Raw genomic sequence first — 16,402 nt, 5'->3', positions numbered from 1 at the left:
ACGGAAAATGCGCCGATTTTAAGCGACATGCTCCGTCAGCACTGAAAAAGCTGTCGAGCCACAACAGTTGCCGTAGGGGGGCAATCAATGAACAAACGCAAACCGGACCTGCTCTGGATCCTGGCCTTTATCTTTGGCCTGGGCATCGTTACGACCGGTTATGCGCAGAGTTTGTTGGAGCGCAAGATGGATGTCGCCTACCAGACCCCGCTCGAGTCCGCCGCGCAACCCCGCTGATACCCATTCGGGCGTGACTCAGTTGCGCGTCAGATACCAGCCGCGGTCCGAAACCGTCCCTTGCAGCGGTACATCCCAACTGGCCTGGGCCAGCCGCTCGACCTTCTGGCACTCATGGGCCAGCCCCAGTAGCAAAGGTTTCTTCCACGTCTTGCGACGCGCCTGATAAGCCAGGCTGCGGTCATAGAAGCCACCGCCCATGCCCAGCCGGCCACCCACTTCGTCAAACCCCACCAGCGGCAGCAGGATCAGGTCCAGTGCCCAGATCGGCCGTTGCCGCTTGCGCTCGATTACCGGCTCCGGAATGCGAAAGCGGTTGGGCCGCAGGCGCTCGCCGTGTTCAAAACGTTGGAACACCATGCGTGTGGCCGGCCAGGCATGCAGCACCGGCAGGTAGGTGCGCTTGCCGCGCCGCTGGGCCTCGCGCAGCAACAGGCGCGGGTCGATCTCGCCGTCATTGGGCAGGTACAGGGCAATGTGTCGGGCGCGGCGGAACAGCGGGTGCTGCGCCAGTTGGCGGTACAGGCCAAGTGTGGCCTGGCGCTGCTGGGCCGGTGTGAGGGCACGGCGAGCGTTGCGCAGCAAGCGGCGCAACTGGGGGCGGGTTAGCGGCGCGGTGTCGGTCATGGCACAGGCGTTCCCAGAGGTGTCGGCCGCCGTGGCGGCCAAACAAATTGCCCGCCTGGGAAGGCGGGCAATAGACAATTCAGGCTCCCCGATAAGACCGCTATCGGCGTAGCCCTTGAACCCGAAAGTTCAAGGTGGAGATTGCAGGGGGCGTTAAGGCTTTCCGTCGGGCGGACATGCACACCGGCCCCAGCGTGCAACCCCCGTGGTTGTGCGTATCGGCTCAGGGACATAACCGACTGGCGCATCTCCCAGGGAGTGGCGCCAGTATACCAATCTCAGCCGTTTTTGGTACCCGTGTCGTCGGCCAATGCATCATCGACCCGTGCAAGCAGGTCACGCACCTGTTCGCGGGTGGTGGTGCCGCTGACCACCTCTGGGGTTTCCTGGCGATGGAGCATTTCATGGGTGATGTTCAAGGCTGCCATGACCGCGATGCGGTCAGCGCCGATCACTTTGCCGCTGCTGCGGATCTCGCGCATCTTGCCATCCAGGTAGCGCGCGGCGCTGACCAGGTTGCTGCGCTCTTCGGGCGGGCAGATGATCGAGTATTCCTTGTCCAGGATCTGCACGGTGACGCTATTGCTTGAACTCATGAGTCTTGCTCCAGGGCCTTGAGCCGCAAGATCATCGATTCGACCTTGCGCCTTGCGATCTCGTTCTTTTCGACGAGGTGGGCGCGCTCTTCGCGCCAGGATTTTTCCTGCGCTACTAGGAGTGCATTTTGCCGTTTAAGTTGCTCGACACGCTCGATCAGCAACTCGAATCGACTCATTAGCGCTTGCAGGTCGTTGTCTTGCATGGGGTGCACTCGATTCGCTCCATCGTGGACTGCCTGGCGATCATGCCTGTGCCAGGCCCTCGCCGGCCAGTGCCGATGGTCTTGGCGCGCCTGCCGGTGCTAGGATACAAGGTCTTCATTCTAGACATTGCGCCGTCTGGCGCCTAGCAGCCCATGCCCAATACTCAATCGCCGTACACCGCATTCGCCACGCTGCTTTCCAGCAATGGCCACCCTGTCTCTCCTGCCGAACTGCACGGCCTGTTGATCGGCCGCAGTTGCGCCGGGGCCGGCTTCGATGCCGATGCCTGGCTGGCTGACGCCGCCGGCCTGCTCGAGAACGATCCCGCCGACGCCGTGCGCAACGCCCTGATCGGCCTGCAAGAAATGGTCAAGGCCGAGCTTACTGGCGATGACGTCGCCCTGGTCCTGCTGCTGCCCGGTGACGAGCAAGCGCTGACCGAGCGCGCAGCCGCCCTGGGCGAGTGGTGCCAAGGTTTCATCACCGGCTTCGGCTTGAACGTCGGTGGCAAGGAGCTCTCCACCGAGGCCAAGGAAGTCCTCCAGGACCTGGTCGCGATCTCTCAGGTCCAGGACGCCCTTGAGGAATCCGAGGACGGCGAGAGCGACTACATGGAAGTTACCGAATACCTGCGCGTCGCGCCGCTGCTGCTGTTCACCGAGCTGAACGCACCCGCTGCGCCTGCGCCCAAGCCATCGCTGCACTGATCAACCCCTGGGGGTAGTTCTGCCCATGAGCCACATACCCAAGGCCGAGTATGCCCGTCGGCGCAAGGCGCTGATGGCGCAGATGGTCCCCAACAGCATCGCTATCCTGCCGGCCGCCGCCGTTGCCATCCGCAACCGCGACGTCGAGCATGTGTACCGCCAGGACAGCGATTTCCAGTACCTCAGTGGCTTCCCCGAGCCCGAGGCGGTCATCGCGCTGATCCCGGGTCGCGAGCATGGCGAGTACGTGCTGTTCTGCCGTGAGCGCAACCCGGAACGTGAGCTGTGGGATGGCCTGCGTGCAGGCCAGGAAGGCGCGGTGCGAGCGTTTGGCGCCGACGATGCGTTCCCGATCACCGACATCGACGAGATCCTGCCTGGCCTCATTGAAGGCCGCGACCGGGTCTACTCCGCCATGGGCAGCAACCCCGAGTTCGACCGTCGCCTGATGGACTGGATCAACGTGATCCGCTCCAAGGCGCGCCTCGGCGCCCAGCCGCCGAATGAATTCGTTGCGCTGGATCACCTGCTGCATGACATGCGGCTGTATAAATCGGCGGCAGAAGTGAAGGTGATGCGTGCCGCCGCCGAGATTTCCGCCCACGCCCATGTGCGGGCGATGCAGGCCTGCCGCGCCGGGCTCTACGAGTACAGCCTGGAAGCCGAGCTGGACTACACCTTCCGCAAGGGCGGGGCGAAGATGCCCGCCTACGGCTCGATCGTCGCCGCCGGGCGCAACGGCTGCATCCTCCACTACCAGGAGAATGACGCGCTGCTCAAGGACGGCGACCTGGTGCTGATCGACGCCGGCTGCGAAATCGACTGCTATGCCAGCGACATCACCCGCACCTTCCCGGTCAGCGGGCGTTTCTCGGCCGAGCAAAAGGCGATCTATGAGCTGGTACTCAAGGCCCAGGCAGCCGCCTTTGCCGAGATCGCCCCGGGCAAGCACTGGAACCACGCCCACGAGGCAACCGTGCGGGTGATTACCGAGGGCCTGGTGGAGCTGGGCCTGCTCAAGGGCGAGGTGCAGGCACTGATCGACAGCGAAGCCTATCGCGCGTTCTACATGCACCGCGCCGGGCACTGGTTGGGCATGGATGTGCACGACGTCGGCGAGTACAAGGTCGGGGGTCAGTGGCGCGTGCTCGAAGCGGGCATGGCGCTGACCGTCGAGCCAGGCATCTACATAGGCGCCGACAATCAGGCCGTGGCGAAGAAATGGCGCGGCATTGGCATCAGGATCGAGGACGACGTGGTAGTGACCAAGCAGGGCTGTGAAATCCTTACCTCGGGCGTGCCGCGCACGGTTGCCGAGATCGAGGCGCTGATGGCCGATGCGCGCAGAGCGGTGGCATGAGCAGAGTCAATCTGGCGATCATCGGCGGTGGCCTGGTCGGCGCGAGCCTGGCCCTGGCCCTGCAGGCGGGGGCCAAGGCGCGTGGCTGGAAGATCCTCCTGATCGAGCCGTTCGCCCCCGGCGACACCTTCCAGCCAAGCTATGACGCGCGTTCCTCGGCGTTGTCGTTCGGTACCCGGCAGATCTATGAGCAACTGGGCCTGTGGCAGGCGATCAGCCCCCGCGCCGAAGCGATCCGGCAGATTCACGTGTCCGACCGCGGCCGCTTCGGTGCCACCCGCCTGGATGCCGGTGAAGAAGGCGTACCGGCTCTGGGCTATGTGGTGGAGAACGCTTGGTTGGGTCAGTGTCTGTGGCAAGGCCTGGACCCTGATGTGGTCAGTTGGCGCTGCCCGGCCGAGGTCAAGGCGCTGCAGCCCATCGAGGGCGGCTATCGCCTGCTGCTGGATGACGACACCCGCCTTGAGTGCGACCTGGCGGTGCTGGCGGACGGCGGGCGCTCCGGCCTGCGTGAGCAGTTGGGCATCCATGTGCATCGCCGCCCTTACGAGCAGAGCGCGTTGATCGCCAATATCACCCCCGGCGAAGCCCATGGCGGGCAAGCCTTCGAACGCTTCACCGAGCAGGGACCCATGGCCTTGCTACCGCTGCCGGACAACCGCTGTGCGCTGGTCTGGACCCGTCAGGGGATGGACGCCCAGCGTCTTGCGCAAGTCGACGAGCGCAGCTTCCTCGGCGAGCTGCAGGACGTCTTTGGCTATCGCCTCGGCGCGTTGCGCCAGGTCGGCGCACGTCACTTGTATCCGCTGGCATTGGTCGAGGCCGATGAGCAGGTCCGTCCGCACCTGGTGGTATTGGGCAACGCTGCGCACAGCCTGCACCCGATTGCCGGGCAGGGCTTCAATCTGTCACTGCGTGATGTGCAATCGCTGGCTGAAGGCTTGCTGGCTGGTCCACAGCAGCCTGGTGATCTGGCTACGCTGCGGGTCTATCACCAGCGTCAGCGCCTCGATCAGGCCCTGACCATCGGTTTCTCCGATCAGGTCACGCGGATGTTTGGCAGCGGTCAGCCATTGCTGGCCGCCGGGCGCAACCTCGGCCTGCTCGGCCTCGACCTGCTGCCACCAGCCAAGCGCTGGTTCGCTCGCCAGGCAATGGGCCTGGGTACGCGGCCTGACCTGCGGGGTCGCGCATGAGCGACCCGCGCAAGCTCGCTCGCAAGGCCCGGATGCTGCGTTGGCTGCTCAACTTCTACCCGCCCTACCTCGGCGCGGGTATCCGTGTGCAGCACATCAGCCCGGACATGAGCAGCATCAAGGTGTGCATGAAGCTCACCCGCTGGAACCGCAACTACGTCGGCACTCAGTTCGGCGGCAGCCTGTATTCGATGGTCGACCCGTTCTACATGCTGCTGCTGATCGAGCGGCTTGGCAGCGAATACATCGTCTGGGACAAAGCCGCCAGCATCGATTTCATCTCCCCGGGCAAAGGTCCGGTGTTTGCCGAGTTCCACGTCGATGACGCGCTGCTCGATGATATCCGCCAGCAAACTGCCAGCGGCAAGAAGTACCTGCCTCGGCTGCAGGTCGATATCCGCGATGGCACCGGCGAGCTGGTGGCGCGGGTCGATAAAACCCTTTATGTGCGGCTCAAGCCGCAAGCGAGGCAGGCGTAAGGCATGGAAATGCGCGCAGATCTGTTGATTGTCGGTGCCGGTATGGTCGGCAGCGCCCTGGCCCTGGCGTTGCGCCACAGTGGCCTGGAAATTCTCCTGCTCGACGGCAGTCCGCTGTCGGTCAAGCCGTTTGACCCGCAATCGGCGTTCGAACCGCGGGTCAGCGCCCTGTCGGCGGCCAGCCAGCGCATCCTCGAGCGCCTGGGGGCCTGGGAAGGCATCGCCAGACGGCGTGTGTCGCCCTATTCGGACATGCACGTGTGGGACGGTAGCGGCACCGGCCAGATCCATTTCTCGGCGGCGAGCGTACATGCCCAGGTGCTCGGCCACATCGTCGAAAACCGCGTGGTGCAGGATGGCCTGCTTGATCGCCTGCACGACAGCGACATCGGCCTGCTGGCCAATGCACGTCTGGAGCAGATGCGCCGCTCCGGTGACGAGTGGCTGCTGACCCTGGCCGATGGCCGTCGCCTGCGTGCCCCACTGGTGGTGGCCGCGGATGGCGCCAACTCTGCGGTGCGGCGCCTGGCTGGCTGTGAAACCCGCGAGTGGGATTACCTGCACCAGGCGATCGTCACCAGCGTGCGCTGCACCGAGGCGCATCAAGCGACGGCGTGGCAGCGCTTCACCGACGAGGGACCGCTGGCGTTTCTGCCGCTGGCCCGCGATGGCGGTCAGCAATGGTGTTCGATTGTCTGGTCAACCACGCCAGAACAGGCCGAGCAGGCCATGGCGATGGACGACGAAGGCTTCTGCAGGGCGCTGGAGCGGGCGTTCGAGGGCCGTTTGGGGCAGGTGCTCGAAGCCGACCCGCGGGTGTGTGTGCCGCTGCGCCAGCGCCACGCCAAGCGCTACGTCGATGAGGGCCTGGCACTGATTGGCGATGCGGCCCACGTGATCCATCCGCTGGCCGGGCAGGGCGTCAACCTGGGCTTCCTCGATGCTGCGGTGCTGGCGGAAGAGTTGCTGCGTGCCACCGAGCGCGGTGAGCGCCTGGCGGATGTGAAGGTACTCAGCCGCTACGAGCGTCGGCGCATGCCGCACAACCTGGCGCTGATGGCGGCGATGGAAGGCTTCGAGCGGTTGTTCCAGGCCAATCCACTGCCGCTGCGCTGGTTGCGTAACAGCGGCTTGAAGCTGGTCGAGCAGATGCCTGAGGCCAAGGCGCTGTTCGTGCGCCAGGCGCTGGGGCTGTCAGGGGATTTGCCGGAATTGGCCAAGGCCTGAGCTTCTGGGGCCGCTGCGCGGCCCTTTCGCGACACAAGGCTCCCACAAGGACCTGTGCAGCGCCGATCCTGTCGAAGCGGCCTTGTGTCGCCAAAGGGGCGCAAAGCACCCCCACGTGGACTTATTGGCAACATCCGGTAACGGCTCGGTGAGTGAGCTACTTAATGGTATTCACTACCATTTGCACCTCTCAAACCCGCGAGGAATTCCCGATGTTGCCACGCAAGCCCCTACTGGCCGCCCTGGCCCTGACCTTGTTCGGCGGCACTGCCCAGGCGGCGGATGAAGTGGTGGTGTACTCCTCGCGCATCGACGAGCTGATCAAGCCGGTGTTCGACGCCTATACCGCCAAGACCGGCGTGCAGATCAAGTTCATCACCGACAAGGAAGCGCCGCTGATGCAGCGCATCAAGGCCGAGGGCGAGAACGGCGTTGCCGACCTGCTGCTCACCGTCGATGCCGGCAACCTCTGGCAGGCCGAGCAGATGGGCATCCTGCAGCCGATCAAGTCGGCCGTGATCGACGCCAACATTCCCAGCCAATACCGCGCTGCTTCCCACGACTGGACTGGCTTGAGCCTGCGCGCGCGGACCATCGCCTACTCCACCGACCGGGTAAAACCAGAAGAACTGAGCACTTACGAGGCGCTGGCCGACAAGCATTGGGAAGGCCGCCTGTGCCTGCGCACGGCGAAAAAAGTCTATAACCAGTCGCTGACCGCCACCTTGATCGAGAACCACGGCGAGGCCAAGACCGAAGAAATCATCAAGGGCTGGGTCAACAACCTGTCCACCGATGTGTTCTCCGACGACACCGCCGTGCTGCAAGCCATCGAGGCCGGGCAGTGCGATATCGGCGTGGTCAACACCTACTACTACGGCCGGCTGCACAAGCAGCAGCCGAGCCTGCCGATCAAGCTGTTCTGGCCTAACCAGGCTGACCGTGGGGTGCACGTCAACCTTTCGGGTATCGGCCTGACCAAGCATGCGCCGCATCCCGAGGCGGCCAAGCAGCTGGTGGAGTGGATGACCGGTGAAGAGGCGCAGAAGCTGTTCGCCGATATCAACCAGGAGTTCCCGGCCAATCCCAAGGTCAAGCCCTCTGCCGAGGTGGCGGCCTGGGGCAGCTTCAAGGCTGATAGTATTCCGGTTGAAGTGGCCGGCAAGCGTCAGGCCGAGGCCATTCGCTTGATGGATCGGGCTGGCTGGAACTAAGCGTCAGGCTTTATTCTTCTGGGGTCATTGAGGCCCCCTTCGCGGGGCAAGCCCGCTCCTGCAGGGTTCAGCGCTGACCTTGTGGGAGCGGGCTCGCCCCGCGAACGACTGCGCAGCAGTCGCAATCGCAACCGAGATCCCCGACTTGTCCCACGCCCCCCAACGCCGCTGGTACCTTCCTGTCTCCCTGGTCGCCGCCCTGGTCCTGTTGCCGCTGAGTGTCTTGCTGCTGTCCTGGCAAACGATCGACGTGCAGATCTGGTCGCACCTGCTCGACACGCAAATGAGCCGCCTGCTGGGCAATACCCTCACCCTGGTGCTTGGCGTAGGCATTGGCGTGACCGTGCTGGGGGTGAGCCTGGCCTGGCTCACCAGCCTCTGCGAATTCCCTGGCCGGCGCTGGCTGGACTGGGCGCTGATGCTGCCGTTTGCCATCCCGGCCTATGTGCTGGCATTCGTTTTCGTCGGCCTGCTGGATTTCGCCGGGCCAGTACAGAGCGCGCTGCGCGAGGTATTCGGGCCGCTGCGCCTGCCGCGCGTGCGTTCCACAGGTGGCGTGATCATCGTCCTGGTGCTGGTGTTCTACCCCTACGTCTACCTGCTCGCGCGCACCGCCTTCCTGGCCCAGGGCAAGGGCTTGATGGAGGCGGCGCGGGTGCTCGGGCTGTCACCCCTGCAAGCGTTCTGGCGGGTAGCGCTGCCGATGGCGCGGCCGGCCATTGGCGCCGGCATCGCTCTGGCGCTGATGGAAACCCTGGCGGACTTCGGCGCCGTCGCGGTATTCAACTTCGACACCTTTACCACCGCAATCTACAAAACCTGGTATGGCTTCTTCAGCCTGTCCAGTGCTGCCCAGTTGGCCAGCCTGTTGCTGCTGGTGGTAATGCTGGTGCTCTACGGCGAGCGTCGGGCCCGTGGCGCGAGCCGCACCGGCAACGAGCGCCCGCGCGGCCAGGCGCTCTATCACCTGCGCGGCGTGAAGGCGCTGGCGGCCAGTGGCTGGTGCCTGCTGGTGTTCGCCTGTGCCTTCGTCATCCCGATGCTGCAACTGCTGACGTGGTTCTGGCAGCGTGGCCGGCATGACCTGGACGAGCGCTACGTCGGCCTGGTCCTGCACACGCTGTACCTGGGCGCGATGGCTGCGTTGATTACCGTCAGCGTCGCCTTGCTGCTGGCTTTCGCCCGACGCCAGGCGCCGACCGCCGCTATCCGCGCTGGCGTCGGCCTGGCCAACCTGGGCTATGCCTTGCCCGGCTCGGTCCTGGCGGTGTCGATCATGCTGGCGTTCAGTTACCTCGACAATCAGCTGGTGGTGCCGCTGTCGCAATGGCTTGGCGGCGCCGGCAAGCCCTTGCTGCTGGGTAGCCTGGCGGCGCTGCTGGTGGCCTATCTGGTGCGCTTCATGGCCGTTGCCCACGGGCCGCTGGAAAGCAGCCTGGAGCGGATCCGGCCGTCATTGCCCGAGGCGTCGCGCAGCCTTGGGGTGGGTGGGCCACGATTGTTTTTCAAGGTTTATCTGCCATTGCTGGTGCCAGGTGCGCTCAGCGCCGCGCTGCTGGTGTTTGTCGACGTGCTCAAGGAGATGCCGGCGACCTTGCTGATGCGCCCCTTCGGCTGGGACACCCTTGCCGTACGGGTGTTCGAGATGACCAGCGAAGGCGAGTGGGCGCGTGCCTCGCTGCCGGCCCTGACCCTGGTGCTGGTTGGTTTGTTGCCGGTCATCGGCTTGATACGCCGTTCGGCTCGGCGGGCAGGTCAGACTCTCTGAGGATGCCAGCCCGCCCCCATGCGGCTACAATGCGCGGCATTCGCTGCGGCGGGCCCTACAACAAAGGTGACGAGTAAACGTCGCTGACCGCCGCCGCTTCGCCACGCCCGGAAGGAGAAACCCATGGGACAGCGCACGCCTCTGTACGACCTGCACCTGGCGCTAGGCGCCAAGATGGTCGATTTCGGCGGTTGGGACATGCCCCTGCACTATGGCTCGCAAGTCGAGGAGCACCATCAGGTGCGCAGTGATTGCGGCGTCTTCGACGTCTCGCACATGACTGTGATCGATGTCGACGGCAGTGCCGCCACGCCCTGGCTGCAACACTTGCTGGCCAATGATGTGGCACGCCTGGACGGCACCGGCAAGGCGCTCTACAGCACCCTGCTCAACGACCACGGCGGTGTGGTCGACGACCTGATCGTCTATCGCACTGCAGACGGCTATCGCCTGGTGGTCAACGCCGCCACCCGTGACAAGGTATTGGCGTGGCTGCAGACGCACAGCGCCGGCTACGCGGTGGGCTTTGAACAACGTGCAGAGCTGGCCATCCTGGCCATTCAGGGCCCTCGAGCGCGCGACAAGGTCGCGCAGCTGGTCAGCGCCCCGCGCGCGGCAGTAATCCGCGAGCTGAAGCCGTTCGAAGGCGTGGTCGAGGGGGACTGGTTCATCGCCCGCACGGGGTACACCGGTGAAGACGGCCTGGAGATCATGCTGCCCGGCGCTCAGGCCCCGGCTTTCTTCAACGAGCTGGTCGGTGCCGGCATTGCCCCCAGCGGCCTTGGCGCGCGCGATACGCTGCGCCTGGAAGCCGGGATGAACCTGTATGGCCAGGACATCGACGAACAGCACACCCCACAAACGTCCAACCTCGGCTGGTGCATCGCCTGGGAGCCGGCCGAGCGTGACTTCATTGGCCGCACGGGCCTGCTCAAGGAAATCGAGCAGGGCGTACAGGAAAAACTGGTTGGCCTGGTACTCGAAGAGCGTGGTGTGTTGCGCGCCCACCAGGTTGTTCGCGTCGGCGGGATTGGCGAAGGAGAGATCACCAGTGGTAGTTTCTCTCCTACGCTGAGCAAATCGATTGCCCTGGCGCGTGTACCCATGGCCACCGGCGACCGCGCCGAGGTCGAGATTCGTGGCAAATGGTACCCGGTGCGGGTGGTCAAACCGACCTTCGTGCGCCATGGCAAGATTCTGATCTGAACATTTTTCCGGCGGGCCGACCGCTGACCCTATACCGAGGACTACACGACATGAGCAATATCCCCGCCGACCTGCGTTTTGCCGAAAGCCACGAATGGGCACGCCTGGAAGCCGATGGCACGGTCACCGTGGGCATCAGCGACCACGCCCAGGAAGCCCTGGGCGACGTGGTCTTCGTTGAACTGGCGGAAGTCGGCAAGGTATTCGCCGCGGGCGACGCTGCCGGCGTGGTCGAGTCGGTCAAGGCTGCATCGGACATCTATGCGCCGGTCGGCGGCGAAGTGATCGCGGTCAACGAAGCGCTGAGCGACAGCCCGGAAGAACTGAACAGCGATCCGTATGCTGCCTGGATCTTCAAGCTCAAGCCTGCCGACCAGGCCGAACTGGACAAGCTGCTGGACGCCGCCGGCTACGCCGCCGCCATCGGCGAGTAAGTTTTTCCGCAGTATCGGCGATCCCTTCCTAGACTTGTAAGTCTCCATGAGAGCTGGTCCAGGAAGAGATCGTCGCCATGTCCCAGTCGCCATCCCTGAGTCAACTGCAAGCGCTCAACCCGTTTCTGCACCGTCACCTGGGGCCTGATGGCTCCGAGCAGAAAGCCATGCTGGATGCCCTCGGCGTTGCCAGCCGCAGCGAGCTGATCGAGCAGACCGTGCCGCCCGGCATCCGCTTCAACCGTCCCCTCGAGCTACCGCCAGCCCTGGATGAACAGGCCGCCCTGGCCAAGCTGGCCGCTTACGCCGCCCAGAACCAGCTGTGGACCAGCCTGATCGGCATGGGCTATCACGGCACGGTCACGCCCACGGTCATCTTGCGCAATGTGCTGGAGAATCCAGGCTGGTACACCGCCTACACACCTTATCAACCCGAGATTGCCCAAGGACGCCTGGAGGCCTTGCTGAATTTTCAGCAGATGGTCATCGACCTCACTGGCCTGCCCTTGGCCAATGCCTCGCTGCTCGACGAAGCCACCGCCGCGGCTGAAGCCATGGCCTTGGCCAAGCGGGTAGCGAAGAGCAAGAGCAACGCGTTTTTTGCAGACGAACACTGTCACCCGCAAACACTCTCAGTGCTCAAGACCCGCGCCGAGGGCTTTGGCTTCGAGCTTATTGTCGACGCTGTGGATAACCTCGCCAAGCACCAGGTATTCGGGGCCCTGCTGCAATACCCGGATACCCATGGCGAGGTCCGTGACCTGCGCCCGCTGATCGCGCAATTGCATGCCCAGCAAGCCCTGGCCTGCGTCGCAGCGGACATTCTCAGCCTGGTGGTGCTGGCGCCGCCGGGTGAGTTCGACGCCGATGTGGTGCTCGGTTCGACCCAGCGGTTCGGCGTGCCGATGGGCTACGGCGGCCCGCATGCGGCGTATTTCGCCTGTCGGGACGAATTCAAGCGGGCCATGCCGGGGCGCATCATCGGCGTCTCTCGCGATGCACGGGGCAACACCGCGCTGCGCATGGCCCTGCAGACCCGCGAGCAGCATATCCGTCGCGAGAAGGCCAACTCGAACATCTGCACCGCGCAGGTCTTGCTGGCCAACATCGCCGGCTTCTATGCGGTCTACCACGGCCCTGAGGGCCTGCAGCGCATCGCCCAGCGCGTGCACCGGCTGACCTTCATCCTTGCCGCAGGGCTTGAGGCCAAGGGCCTCAAGCGGCTTAACCAACACTTCTTCGACACCCTTACCGTGGACGTGGGCGGCACCCAGGCTGCGGTGATCGAAAGCGCCGAAGCGGCGCAGGTCAACCTGCGCATCCTCGGTCGTGGGCACCTCGGCGTGAGCCTGGACGAAACGTGCAATGAGGCCACGGTGCTGCGCTTGTTCGATATCTTCCTGGGGGTCGACCACGGCCTGGATATCGCGACCCTGGATCAGCTGGCGCACCCTGAGGGCATTCCCGGCACGTTGGTGCGCCGCACGCCGATCCTCAGTCATCCGGTGTTCAACCTGCACCACAGCGAAACCGAGATGCTGCGCTACCTCAAGCAGTTGGAGAACAAAGACCTCGCCCTCAACCAGTCGATGATCCCGCTCGGCTCGTGCACCATGAAGCTCAATGCCAGCAGCGAAATGATCCCCATCACCTGGCCGGCGTTTGCCAACCTGCACCCCTTCGTGCCAGCCGGCCAAGCGCTGGGTTACAAGGCGATGATCGACGAGCTGGAGCGCTGGCTGTGCGCGATTACCGGCTTCGATGCCATCTGCATGCAGCCCAACTCGGGCGCCCAGGGAGAGTACGCCGGCCTGATGGCGATCACCCGCTATCACCGCAGCCGCCAGCAACCCCTGCGCACGCTGTGTCTGATCCCCTCGTCGGCGCATGGCACCAACCCGGCGTCGGCGCAGATGGCCGGCATGCAAGTGGTTATTGTCGAGTGTGACGATGCCGGCAACATCGACCTCGCCGACCTCAAGGCCAAGGCACAGGCTGCCGGGGAGCAGTTGTCGTGCCTGATGGTCACCTATCCCTCGACCCATGGCGTGTACGAAGAAGGCATTCGCGAAATCTGTGACGTAGTGCACCAGTACGGCGGCCAGGTGTACATGGACGGTGCCAACCTCAATGCCCAGGTCGGCCTGGCGCGGCCTGCGGACATGGGCGCGGATGTCTCGCACATGAACCTGCACAAAACCTTCTGCATTCCCCATGGCGGTGGAGGCCCGGGCATGGGACCGATTGGCGTGCGCGCCCACCTCACGCCCTTCGTGGCCAGCCATCCGGTGGTGCCGGTGCCTGGCCTGGACCCGAACAACAGTGCGGTCAGCGCCGCGCCGTGGGGCAGTGCCAGCATCCTGCCGATCAGCTGGATGTACATCGCCATGATGGGCCCGCAATTGGCCGATGCCAGCGAGGTGGCAATCCTCTCTGCCAACTACCTGGCCAGCCAGCTCGGCGGCGCCTTCCCGGTGCTCTACCGTGGGCGCAACCAGCGTGTGGCGCACGAGTGCATTCTCGATTTGCGACCGCTCAAGGCACAGACCGGGATCAGCGAGGAGGACGTGGCCAAGCGGCTGATGGACTATGGCTTCCATGCGCCGACCATGTCGTTCCCGGTGCCGGGGACGTTGATGGTCGAACCCACAGAGAGCGAGTCGAAGGCTGAGCTGGATCGCTTTATTGAAGCGATGCTGGCGATTCGTGAGGAAATTGCCCAGGTGCAGGGCGGGAATTGGTCAGTCGAGGACAATCCGCTCAAGCATGCGCCGCATACCTTGGCCGATGTACTGGGCGGGTGGAACCGGCCATACAGCCTGGAACAGGGCATTGCGCCGAGCGCACATGCGCGGCAGCACAAGTACTGGCCTGCGGTGAACCGGGTCGACAACGTGTATGGCGACCGCAACCTGTTCTGTGCCTGCGTGCCCGTGGAGGCCTATCGCTGAAGGCCTCAGGGCTGCTTTGCAGCCCATCGCGACACAAGGCCGCTGCCACTGACTGTGGGAGCGGCCTTGTGTCGCGAAACGAGGGCGTAGCCCTCGCAAATGCCGCAGCCTTACTCGGCGACGGCGTTCTTGGCCAGGATCGCGTTGGCCAGCTCCATGTCGCTCGCCTCTACCCCAGGATTATCCGCACGCACCTGGCGCATGGCGGCCTCCAGGAACGGCCCACGAATCGCGCCCTCGCTTGCCACGAAGCTGCCGGCGTCGTCTTGCGCGGCAACGATCATCTTGTGGTCCTTGAACGTCAGGTAGGTCGACGCTGTGGTGGCGCCGGACGAAATGACGTTGTGCCAGAACGAATCGGCCATGGCGGAGCCAACTGGCAGCGAAAGCAGGGCAGCGGCGGCAATGGCTGTTTTGAGACGCATGGTGAATCACCTCGAATGGTGAGGGCTGAGAATTGCCCGCTTGGATGTCCAATGCGGGCGCAAGTTCCGGGTGGGCAAAGGGTTTTGCTCAATTGCAGGCCCTCAGCACCTCGGTCAGGCTGGTCAGGCCGCGGGCGATCTTCGCCTCGCCATCACGCCGCAGATCGTGCAACCCGTCGCTCAAGGCATGCTGGCGCAGGCTCGCCAGGTCAGTGTCCGGGCCTATCCGCGCGCGCAACTCATCACTGGGGATGAGCAGCTCGAACAGCCCGATCCGGCCATGGTAGCCAGTACCTCGGCAGAGCCGGCAGGCGCTGCTGTCGCGGATCACCTTGCCTTGGCAACGGGTGCACAGCGTGCGCACCAGGCGCTGAGCCATGACCCCGATCAAAGTGGCCTTGATCAGGTAATCGGCGACGCCCAGCTCCTGCAGGCGGGTGATGGCGCCGCAGGCATCGTTGGTGTGCAGGGTGGACAGGACCAGGTGCCCGGTAAGTGCAGCCTGCACGGCCACCTGGGCTGTTTCGTGATCGCGTATCTCGCCGATCATGATGATGTCGGGGTCTTGCCGGAGCAGGGCGCGTACGCCATTGGCAAAGCCCAGGTCGAGGCCGGGTTGGACTTGCAACTGATTGAAGGCAGGCTCCAGCCGTTCAATAGGGTCTTCGATGGTGCACAGGTTGACCTGCGCAGTGGCCAGGCGCTTGAGGCTGGCATAGAGGGTACTGGTTTTGCCCGAGCCGGTCGGGCCGGTCAGCAGGATGATGCCCTGGCGCTGGCCGAGCAGGCCCTGCCATTGCTCCAGCACCTCGCCATCCAGGCCCAGGCGGTCGAAGTCTTCATGCAGTTGCTGGGGGTCGAACAGGCGCAGCACGAGCTTTTCGCCAAACGGCGTGGGCAGGGTCGACAAGCGCAGTTCAACCTCGAGGTCAGCGGCCAGGCGGCTCTTCAGGCGGCCGTCCTGCGGCCGGCGTTTTTCCGCAACATCCATGCGCGCCAGGTGCTTGAGCCGGCTGACCAAGGCCAGCGTGACGCCTGCCGGAAAGGCATACACGGTGTGCAGCAGGCCGTCGATGCGGTAGCGCAGCTGGCCCTGCTCGCGCCGCGGCTCCAGGTGAATGTCACTGGCCCGCTGTTCGATGGCGTACTGCAGCAGCCAATCGACGATGTGCACGATGTGCGCATCTTCGGCGCCGTTGTGTGCTTGTTCCAGTAGCTGTTCCAGCTCACCCAGGCCGCCGTCCTGCTGCAGGCCCGCGCCTTGGACCGAGTGCGCCAGGCGAAACAGGCTCTGGCCCAGTTGGCGGATCTGCGCGGGGCTGGCAATGACCCGCCGCACGGGTTTGCCCAGACTGCGGGTCAGGTCGTTTTCCCATTCGCGTTGATACGGCTGGGCGCTGGCGACCGTGATGCTGTGCTGGTCATCGGCGATCGCCAGGATGCCGTGGCGCTTGGCGAAGTCGCGCGATATCAGGCCGCTGATCCGCGTCAGGTCGAGTTGTAGCGGGTCGATGCGCAGGAAGGGTTGGCGGACCTTGTCGGCGAGCCATTGGCAGAGAGTGTCCAGGTCCAGGCGCTGGCCGGGGTGCAGTTGGTCTTCCAGTGCGGCTCTGGCGATGGTCTCCAGTGGGTGGTCGGCGTTTGCGGGAGGGCGCTCGAGGACCTGCAACGCGTCGCCGGGTAGCAGCCTGTGATCGGCCAGCAATGCGTCCAGCAGCCGGTTCAGGTCGAGGTTGTGGTTATCGTCGGTGTGCATGGGCGGCTTCCT

Annotated in this window: 16 protein-coding genes and 1 other RNA gene; 11 read left to right on the top strand and 6 right to left on the bottom strand. The window is 64.6% G+C overall.

The window, feature by feature from the left end; all coding sequences use genetic code 11:
• Nucleotides 1-87 precede the first annotated feature (87 nt).
• Nucleotides 88-237, top strand: a complete 150-nt coding sequence (locus tag J3B00_RS01405) for a hypothetical protein (protein ID WP_209862541.1) — start codon at nt 88-90, stop codon at nt 235-237.
• Nucleotides 238-255: 18 nt separating this feature from the next.
• On the opposite strand, the gene J3B00_RS01400 is transcribed toward J3B00_RS01405, so the two are convergent.
• The 4 genes from J3B00_RS01400 to J3B00_RS01385 form a co-directional block, all read right to left on the bottom strand.
• Entirely contained in the window at nt 256-864 is a 609-nt protein-coding gene (locus J3B00_RS01400) for a 5-formyltetrahydrofolate cyclo-ligase (protein ID WP_209862538.1), read from the bottom strand.
• An 81-nt stretch (nt 865-945) separates the two neighbouring features.
• Nucleotides 946-1,125, bottom strand: a non-coding RNA gene (ssrS, locus tag J3B00_RS01395) — 6S RNA.
• A 17-nt stretch (nt 1,126-1,142) separates the two neighbouring features.
• Nucleotides 1,143-1,460: a cell division protein ZapA gene (locus J3B00_RS01390; protein WP_209862535.1), complete on the bottom strand. Its 318-nt coding sequence runs from the start codon at nt 1,458-1,460 to the stop codon at nt 1,143-1,145.
• A complete protein-coding gene (locus J3B00_RS01385; RefSeq protein WP_209862531.1) occupies nt 1,457-1,666 on the bottom strand; it encodes a TIGR02449 family protein in 210 nt (69 codons plus the stop codon). The genes J3B00_RS01390 and J3B00_RS01385 overlap by 4 nt, the downstream gene beginning before the upstream one ends.
• Nucleotides 1,667-1,819: 153 nt before the next feature.
• On the opposite strand from J3B00_RS01385, the gene J3B00_RS01380 reads away from it, so the two are divergent.
• The 10 genes from J3B00_RS01380 (at nt 1,820) to gcvP (ending at nt 14,209) form a co-directional block, all read left to right on the top strand.
• Nucleotides 1,820-2,374: a YecA family protein gene (locus J3B00_RS01380; protein ID WP_209862528.1), complete on the top strand. Its 555-nt coding sequence runs from the start codon at nt 1,820-1,822 to the stop codon at nt 2,372-2,374.
• Between the two features lie 25 nt (nt 2,375-2,399).
• Complete coding sequence (pepP, locus tag J3B00_RS01375) at nt 2,400-3,734, top strand: Xaa-Pro aminopeptidase (protein ID WP_209862525.1); 1,335 nt, start codon at nt 2,400-2,402, stop codon at nt 3,732-3,734.
• Entirely contained in the window at nt 3,731-4,930 is a 1,200-nt protein-coding gene (gene ubiH, locus J3B00_RS01370; protein WP_209862521.1) for a 2-octaprenyl-6-methoxyphenyl hydroxylase, read from the top strand. The genes pepP and ubiH overlap by 4 nt, the downstream gene beginning before the upstream one ends.
• A complete protein-coding gene (locus tag J3B00_RS01365) occupies nt 4,927-5,409 on the top strand; it encodes a DUF4442 domain-containing protein (protein WP_209862517.1) in 483 nt (160 codons plus the stop codon). Before ubiH ends, J3B00_RS01365 begins: the two co-directional genes overlap by 4 nt.
• A gap of 9 nt (nt 5,410-5,418) precedes the next feature.
• Nucleotides 5,419-6,636, top strand: a complete 1,218-nt coding sequence (locus tag J3B00_RS01360; protein WP_209874502.1) for a 2-octaprenyl-3-methyl-6-methoxy-1,4-benzoquinol hydroxylase — start codon at nt 5,419-5,421, stop codon at nt 6,634-6,636.
• A 212-nt stretch (nt 6,637-6,848) separates the two neighbouring features.
• Nucleotides 6,849-7,850, top strand: coding sequence for an extracellular solute-binding protein (locus J3B00_RS01355; RefSeq protein ID WP_209862515.1), 1,002 nt, complete (start codon nt 6,849-6,851; stop codon nt 7,848-7,850).
• A gap of 145 nt (nt 7,851-7,995) precedes the next feature.
• On the top strand, nt 7,996-9,618 hold the full coding sequence (locus J3B00_RS01350) for an iron ABC transporter permease (protein WP_209862513.1): 1,623 nt from the start codon (nt 7,996-7,998) through the stop codon (nt 9,616-9,618).
• A 123-nt stretch (nt 9,619-9,741) separates the two neighbouring features.
• On the top strand, nt 9,742-10,824 hold the full coding sequence (gene gcvT, locus J3B00_RS01345; RefSeq protein WP_209862511.1) for a glycine cleavage system aminomethyltransferase GcvT: 1,083 nt from the start codon (nt 9,742-9,744) through the stop codon (nt 10,822-10,824).
• A 50-nt stretch (nt 10,825-10,874) separates the two neighbouring features.
• Complete coding sequence (gcvH, locus tag J3B00_RS01340; protein ID WP_209862509.1) at nt 10,875-11,258, top strand: glycine cleavage system protein GcvH; 384 nt, start codon at nt 10,875-10,877, stop codon at nt 11,256-11,258.
• A gap of 77 nt (nt 11,259-11,335) precedes the next feature.
• Entirely contained in the window at nt 11,336-14,209 is a 2,874-nt protein-coding gene (gene gcvP, locus J3B00_RS01335; protein ID WP_209862508.1) for an aminomethyl-transferring glycine dehydrogenase, read from the top strand.
• A gap of 110 nt (nt 14,210-14,319) precedes the next feature.
• On the opposite strand, the gene J3B00_RS01330 is transcribed toward gcvP, so the two are convergent.
• Entirely contained in the window at nt 14,320-14,634 is a 315-nt protein-coding gene (locus J3B00_RS01330) for a DUF2388 domain-containing protein (protein ID WP_209862507.1), read from the bottom strand.
• A gap of 88 nt (nt 14,635-14,722) precedes the next feature.
• Nucleotides 14,723-16,390: a GspE/PulE family protein gene (locus tag J3B00_RS01325; RefSeq protein WP_209862506.1), complete on the bottom strand. Its 1,668-nt coding sequence runs from the start codon at nt 16,388-16,390 to the stop codon at nt 14,723-14,725.
• Nucleotides 16,391-16,402: the final 12 nt, after the last annotated feature.

Origin of the sequence: Pseudomonas sp. BP8 (genome assembly GCF_017875955.1) — a bacterium.
Classification (GTDB): Bacteria; Pseudomonadota; Gammaproteobacteria; order Pseudomonadales; family Pseudomonadaceae; genus Aquipseudomonas.
The sequence above is the reverse complement of the archived record's forward strand: the minus strand, read 5'-3'. Positions and strand labels throughout refer to the sequence as shown.

Bases quoted from the DNA above. Each gene is read 5' to 3' on its own strand.
- J3B00_RS01355 (WP_209862515.1), top strand. From the start codon at position 6,849: ATGTTGCCACGCAAGCCCCTACTGGCCGCCCTGGCCCTGACCTTGTTC.
- J3B00_RS01325 (WP_209862506.1), bottom strand. From the start codon at position 16,390: ATGCACACCGACGATAACCACAACCTCGACCTGAACCGGCTGCTGGAC.
- ubiH (WP_209862521.1), top strand. From the start codon at position 3,731: ATGAGCAGAGTCAATCTGGCGATCATCGGCGGTGGCCTGGTCGGCGCG.
- J3B00_RS01385 (WP_209862531.1), bottom strand. From the start codon at position 1,666: ATGCAAGACAACGACCTGCAAGCGCTAATGAGTCGATTCGAGTTGCTG.
- J3B00_RS01400 (WP_209862538.1), bottom strand. From the start codon at position 864: ATGACCGACACCGCGCCGCTAACCCGCCCCCAGTTGCGCCGCTTGCTG.
- gcvT (WP_209862511.1), top strand. From the start codon at position 9,742: ATGGGACAGCGCACGCCTCTGTACGACCTGCACCTGGCGCTAGGCGCC.
- J3B00_RS01365 (WP_209862517.1), top strand. From the start codon at position 4,927: ATGAGCGACCCGCGCAAGCTCGCTCGCAAGGCCCGGATGCTGCGTTGG.
- gcvP (WP_209862508.1), top strand. From the start codon at position 11,336: ATGTCCCAGTCGCCATCCCTGAGTCAACTGCAAGCGCTCAACCCGTTT.
- J3B00_RS01360 (WP_209874502.1), top strand. From the start codon at position 5,419: ATGCGCGCAGATCTGTTGATTGTCGGTGCCGGTATGGTCGGCAGCGCC.
- J3B00_RS01405 (WP_209862541.1), top strand. From the start codon at position 88: ATGAACAAACGCAAACCGGACCTGCTCTGGATCCTGGCCTTTATCTTT.
- J3B00_RS01390 (WP_209862535.1), bottom strand. From the start codon at position 1,460: ATGAGTTCAAGCAATAGCGTCACCGTGCAGATCCTGGACAAGGAATAC.
- pepP (WP_209862525.1), top strand. From the start codon at position 2,400: ATGAGCCACATACCCAAGGCCGAGTATGCCCGTCGGCGCAAGGCGCTG.
- J3B00_RS01330 (WP_209862507.1), bottom strand. From the start codon at position 14,634: ATGCGTCTCAAAACAGCCATTGCCGCCGCTGCCCTGCTTTCGCTGCCA.
- J3B00_RS01380 (WP_209862528.1), top strand. From the start codon at position 1,820: ATGCCCAATACTCAATCGCCGTACACCGCATTCGCCACGCTGCTTTCC.
- gcvH (WP_209862509.1), top strand. From the start codon at position 10,875: ATGAGCAATATCCCCGCCGACCTGCGTTTTGCCGAAAGCCACGAATGG.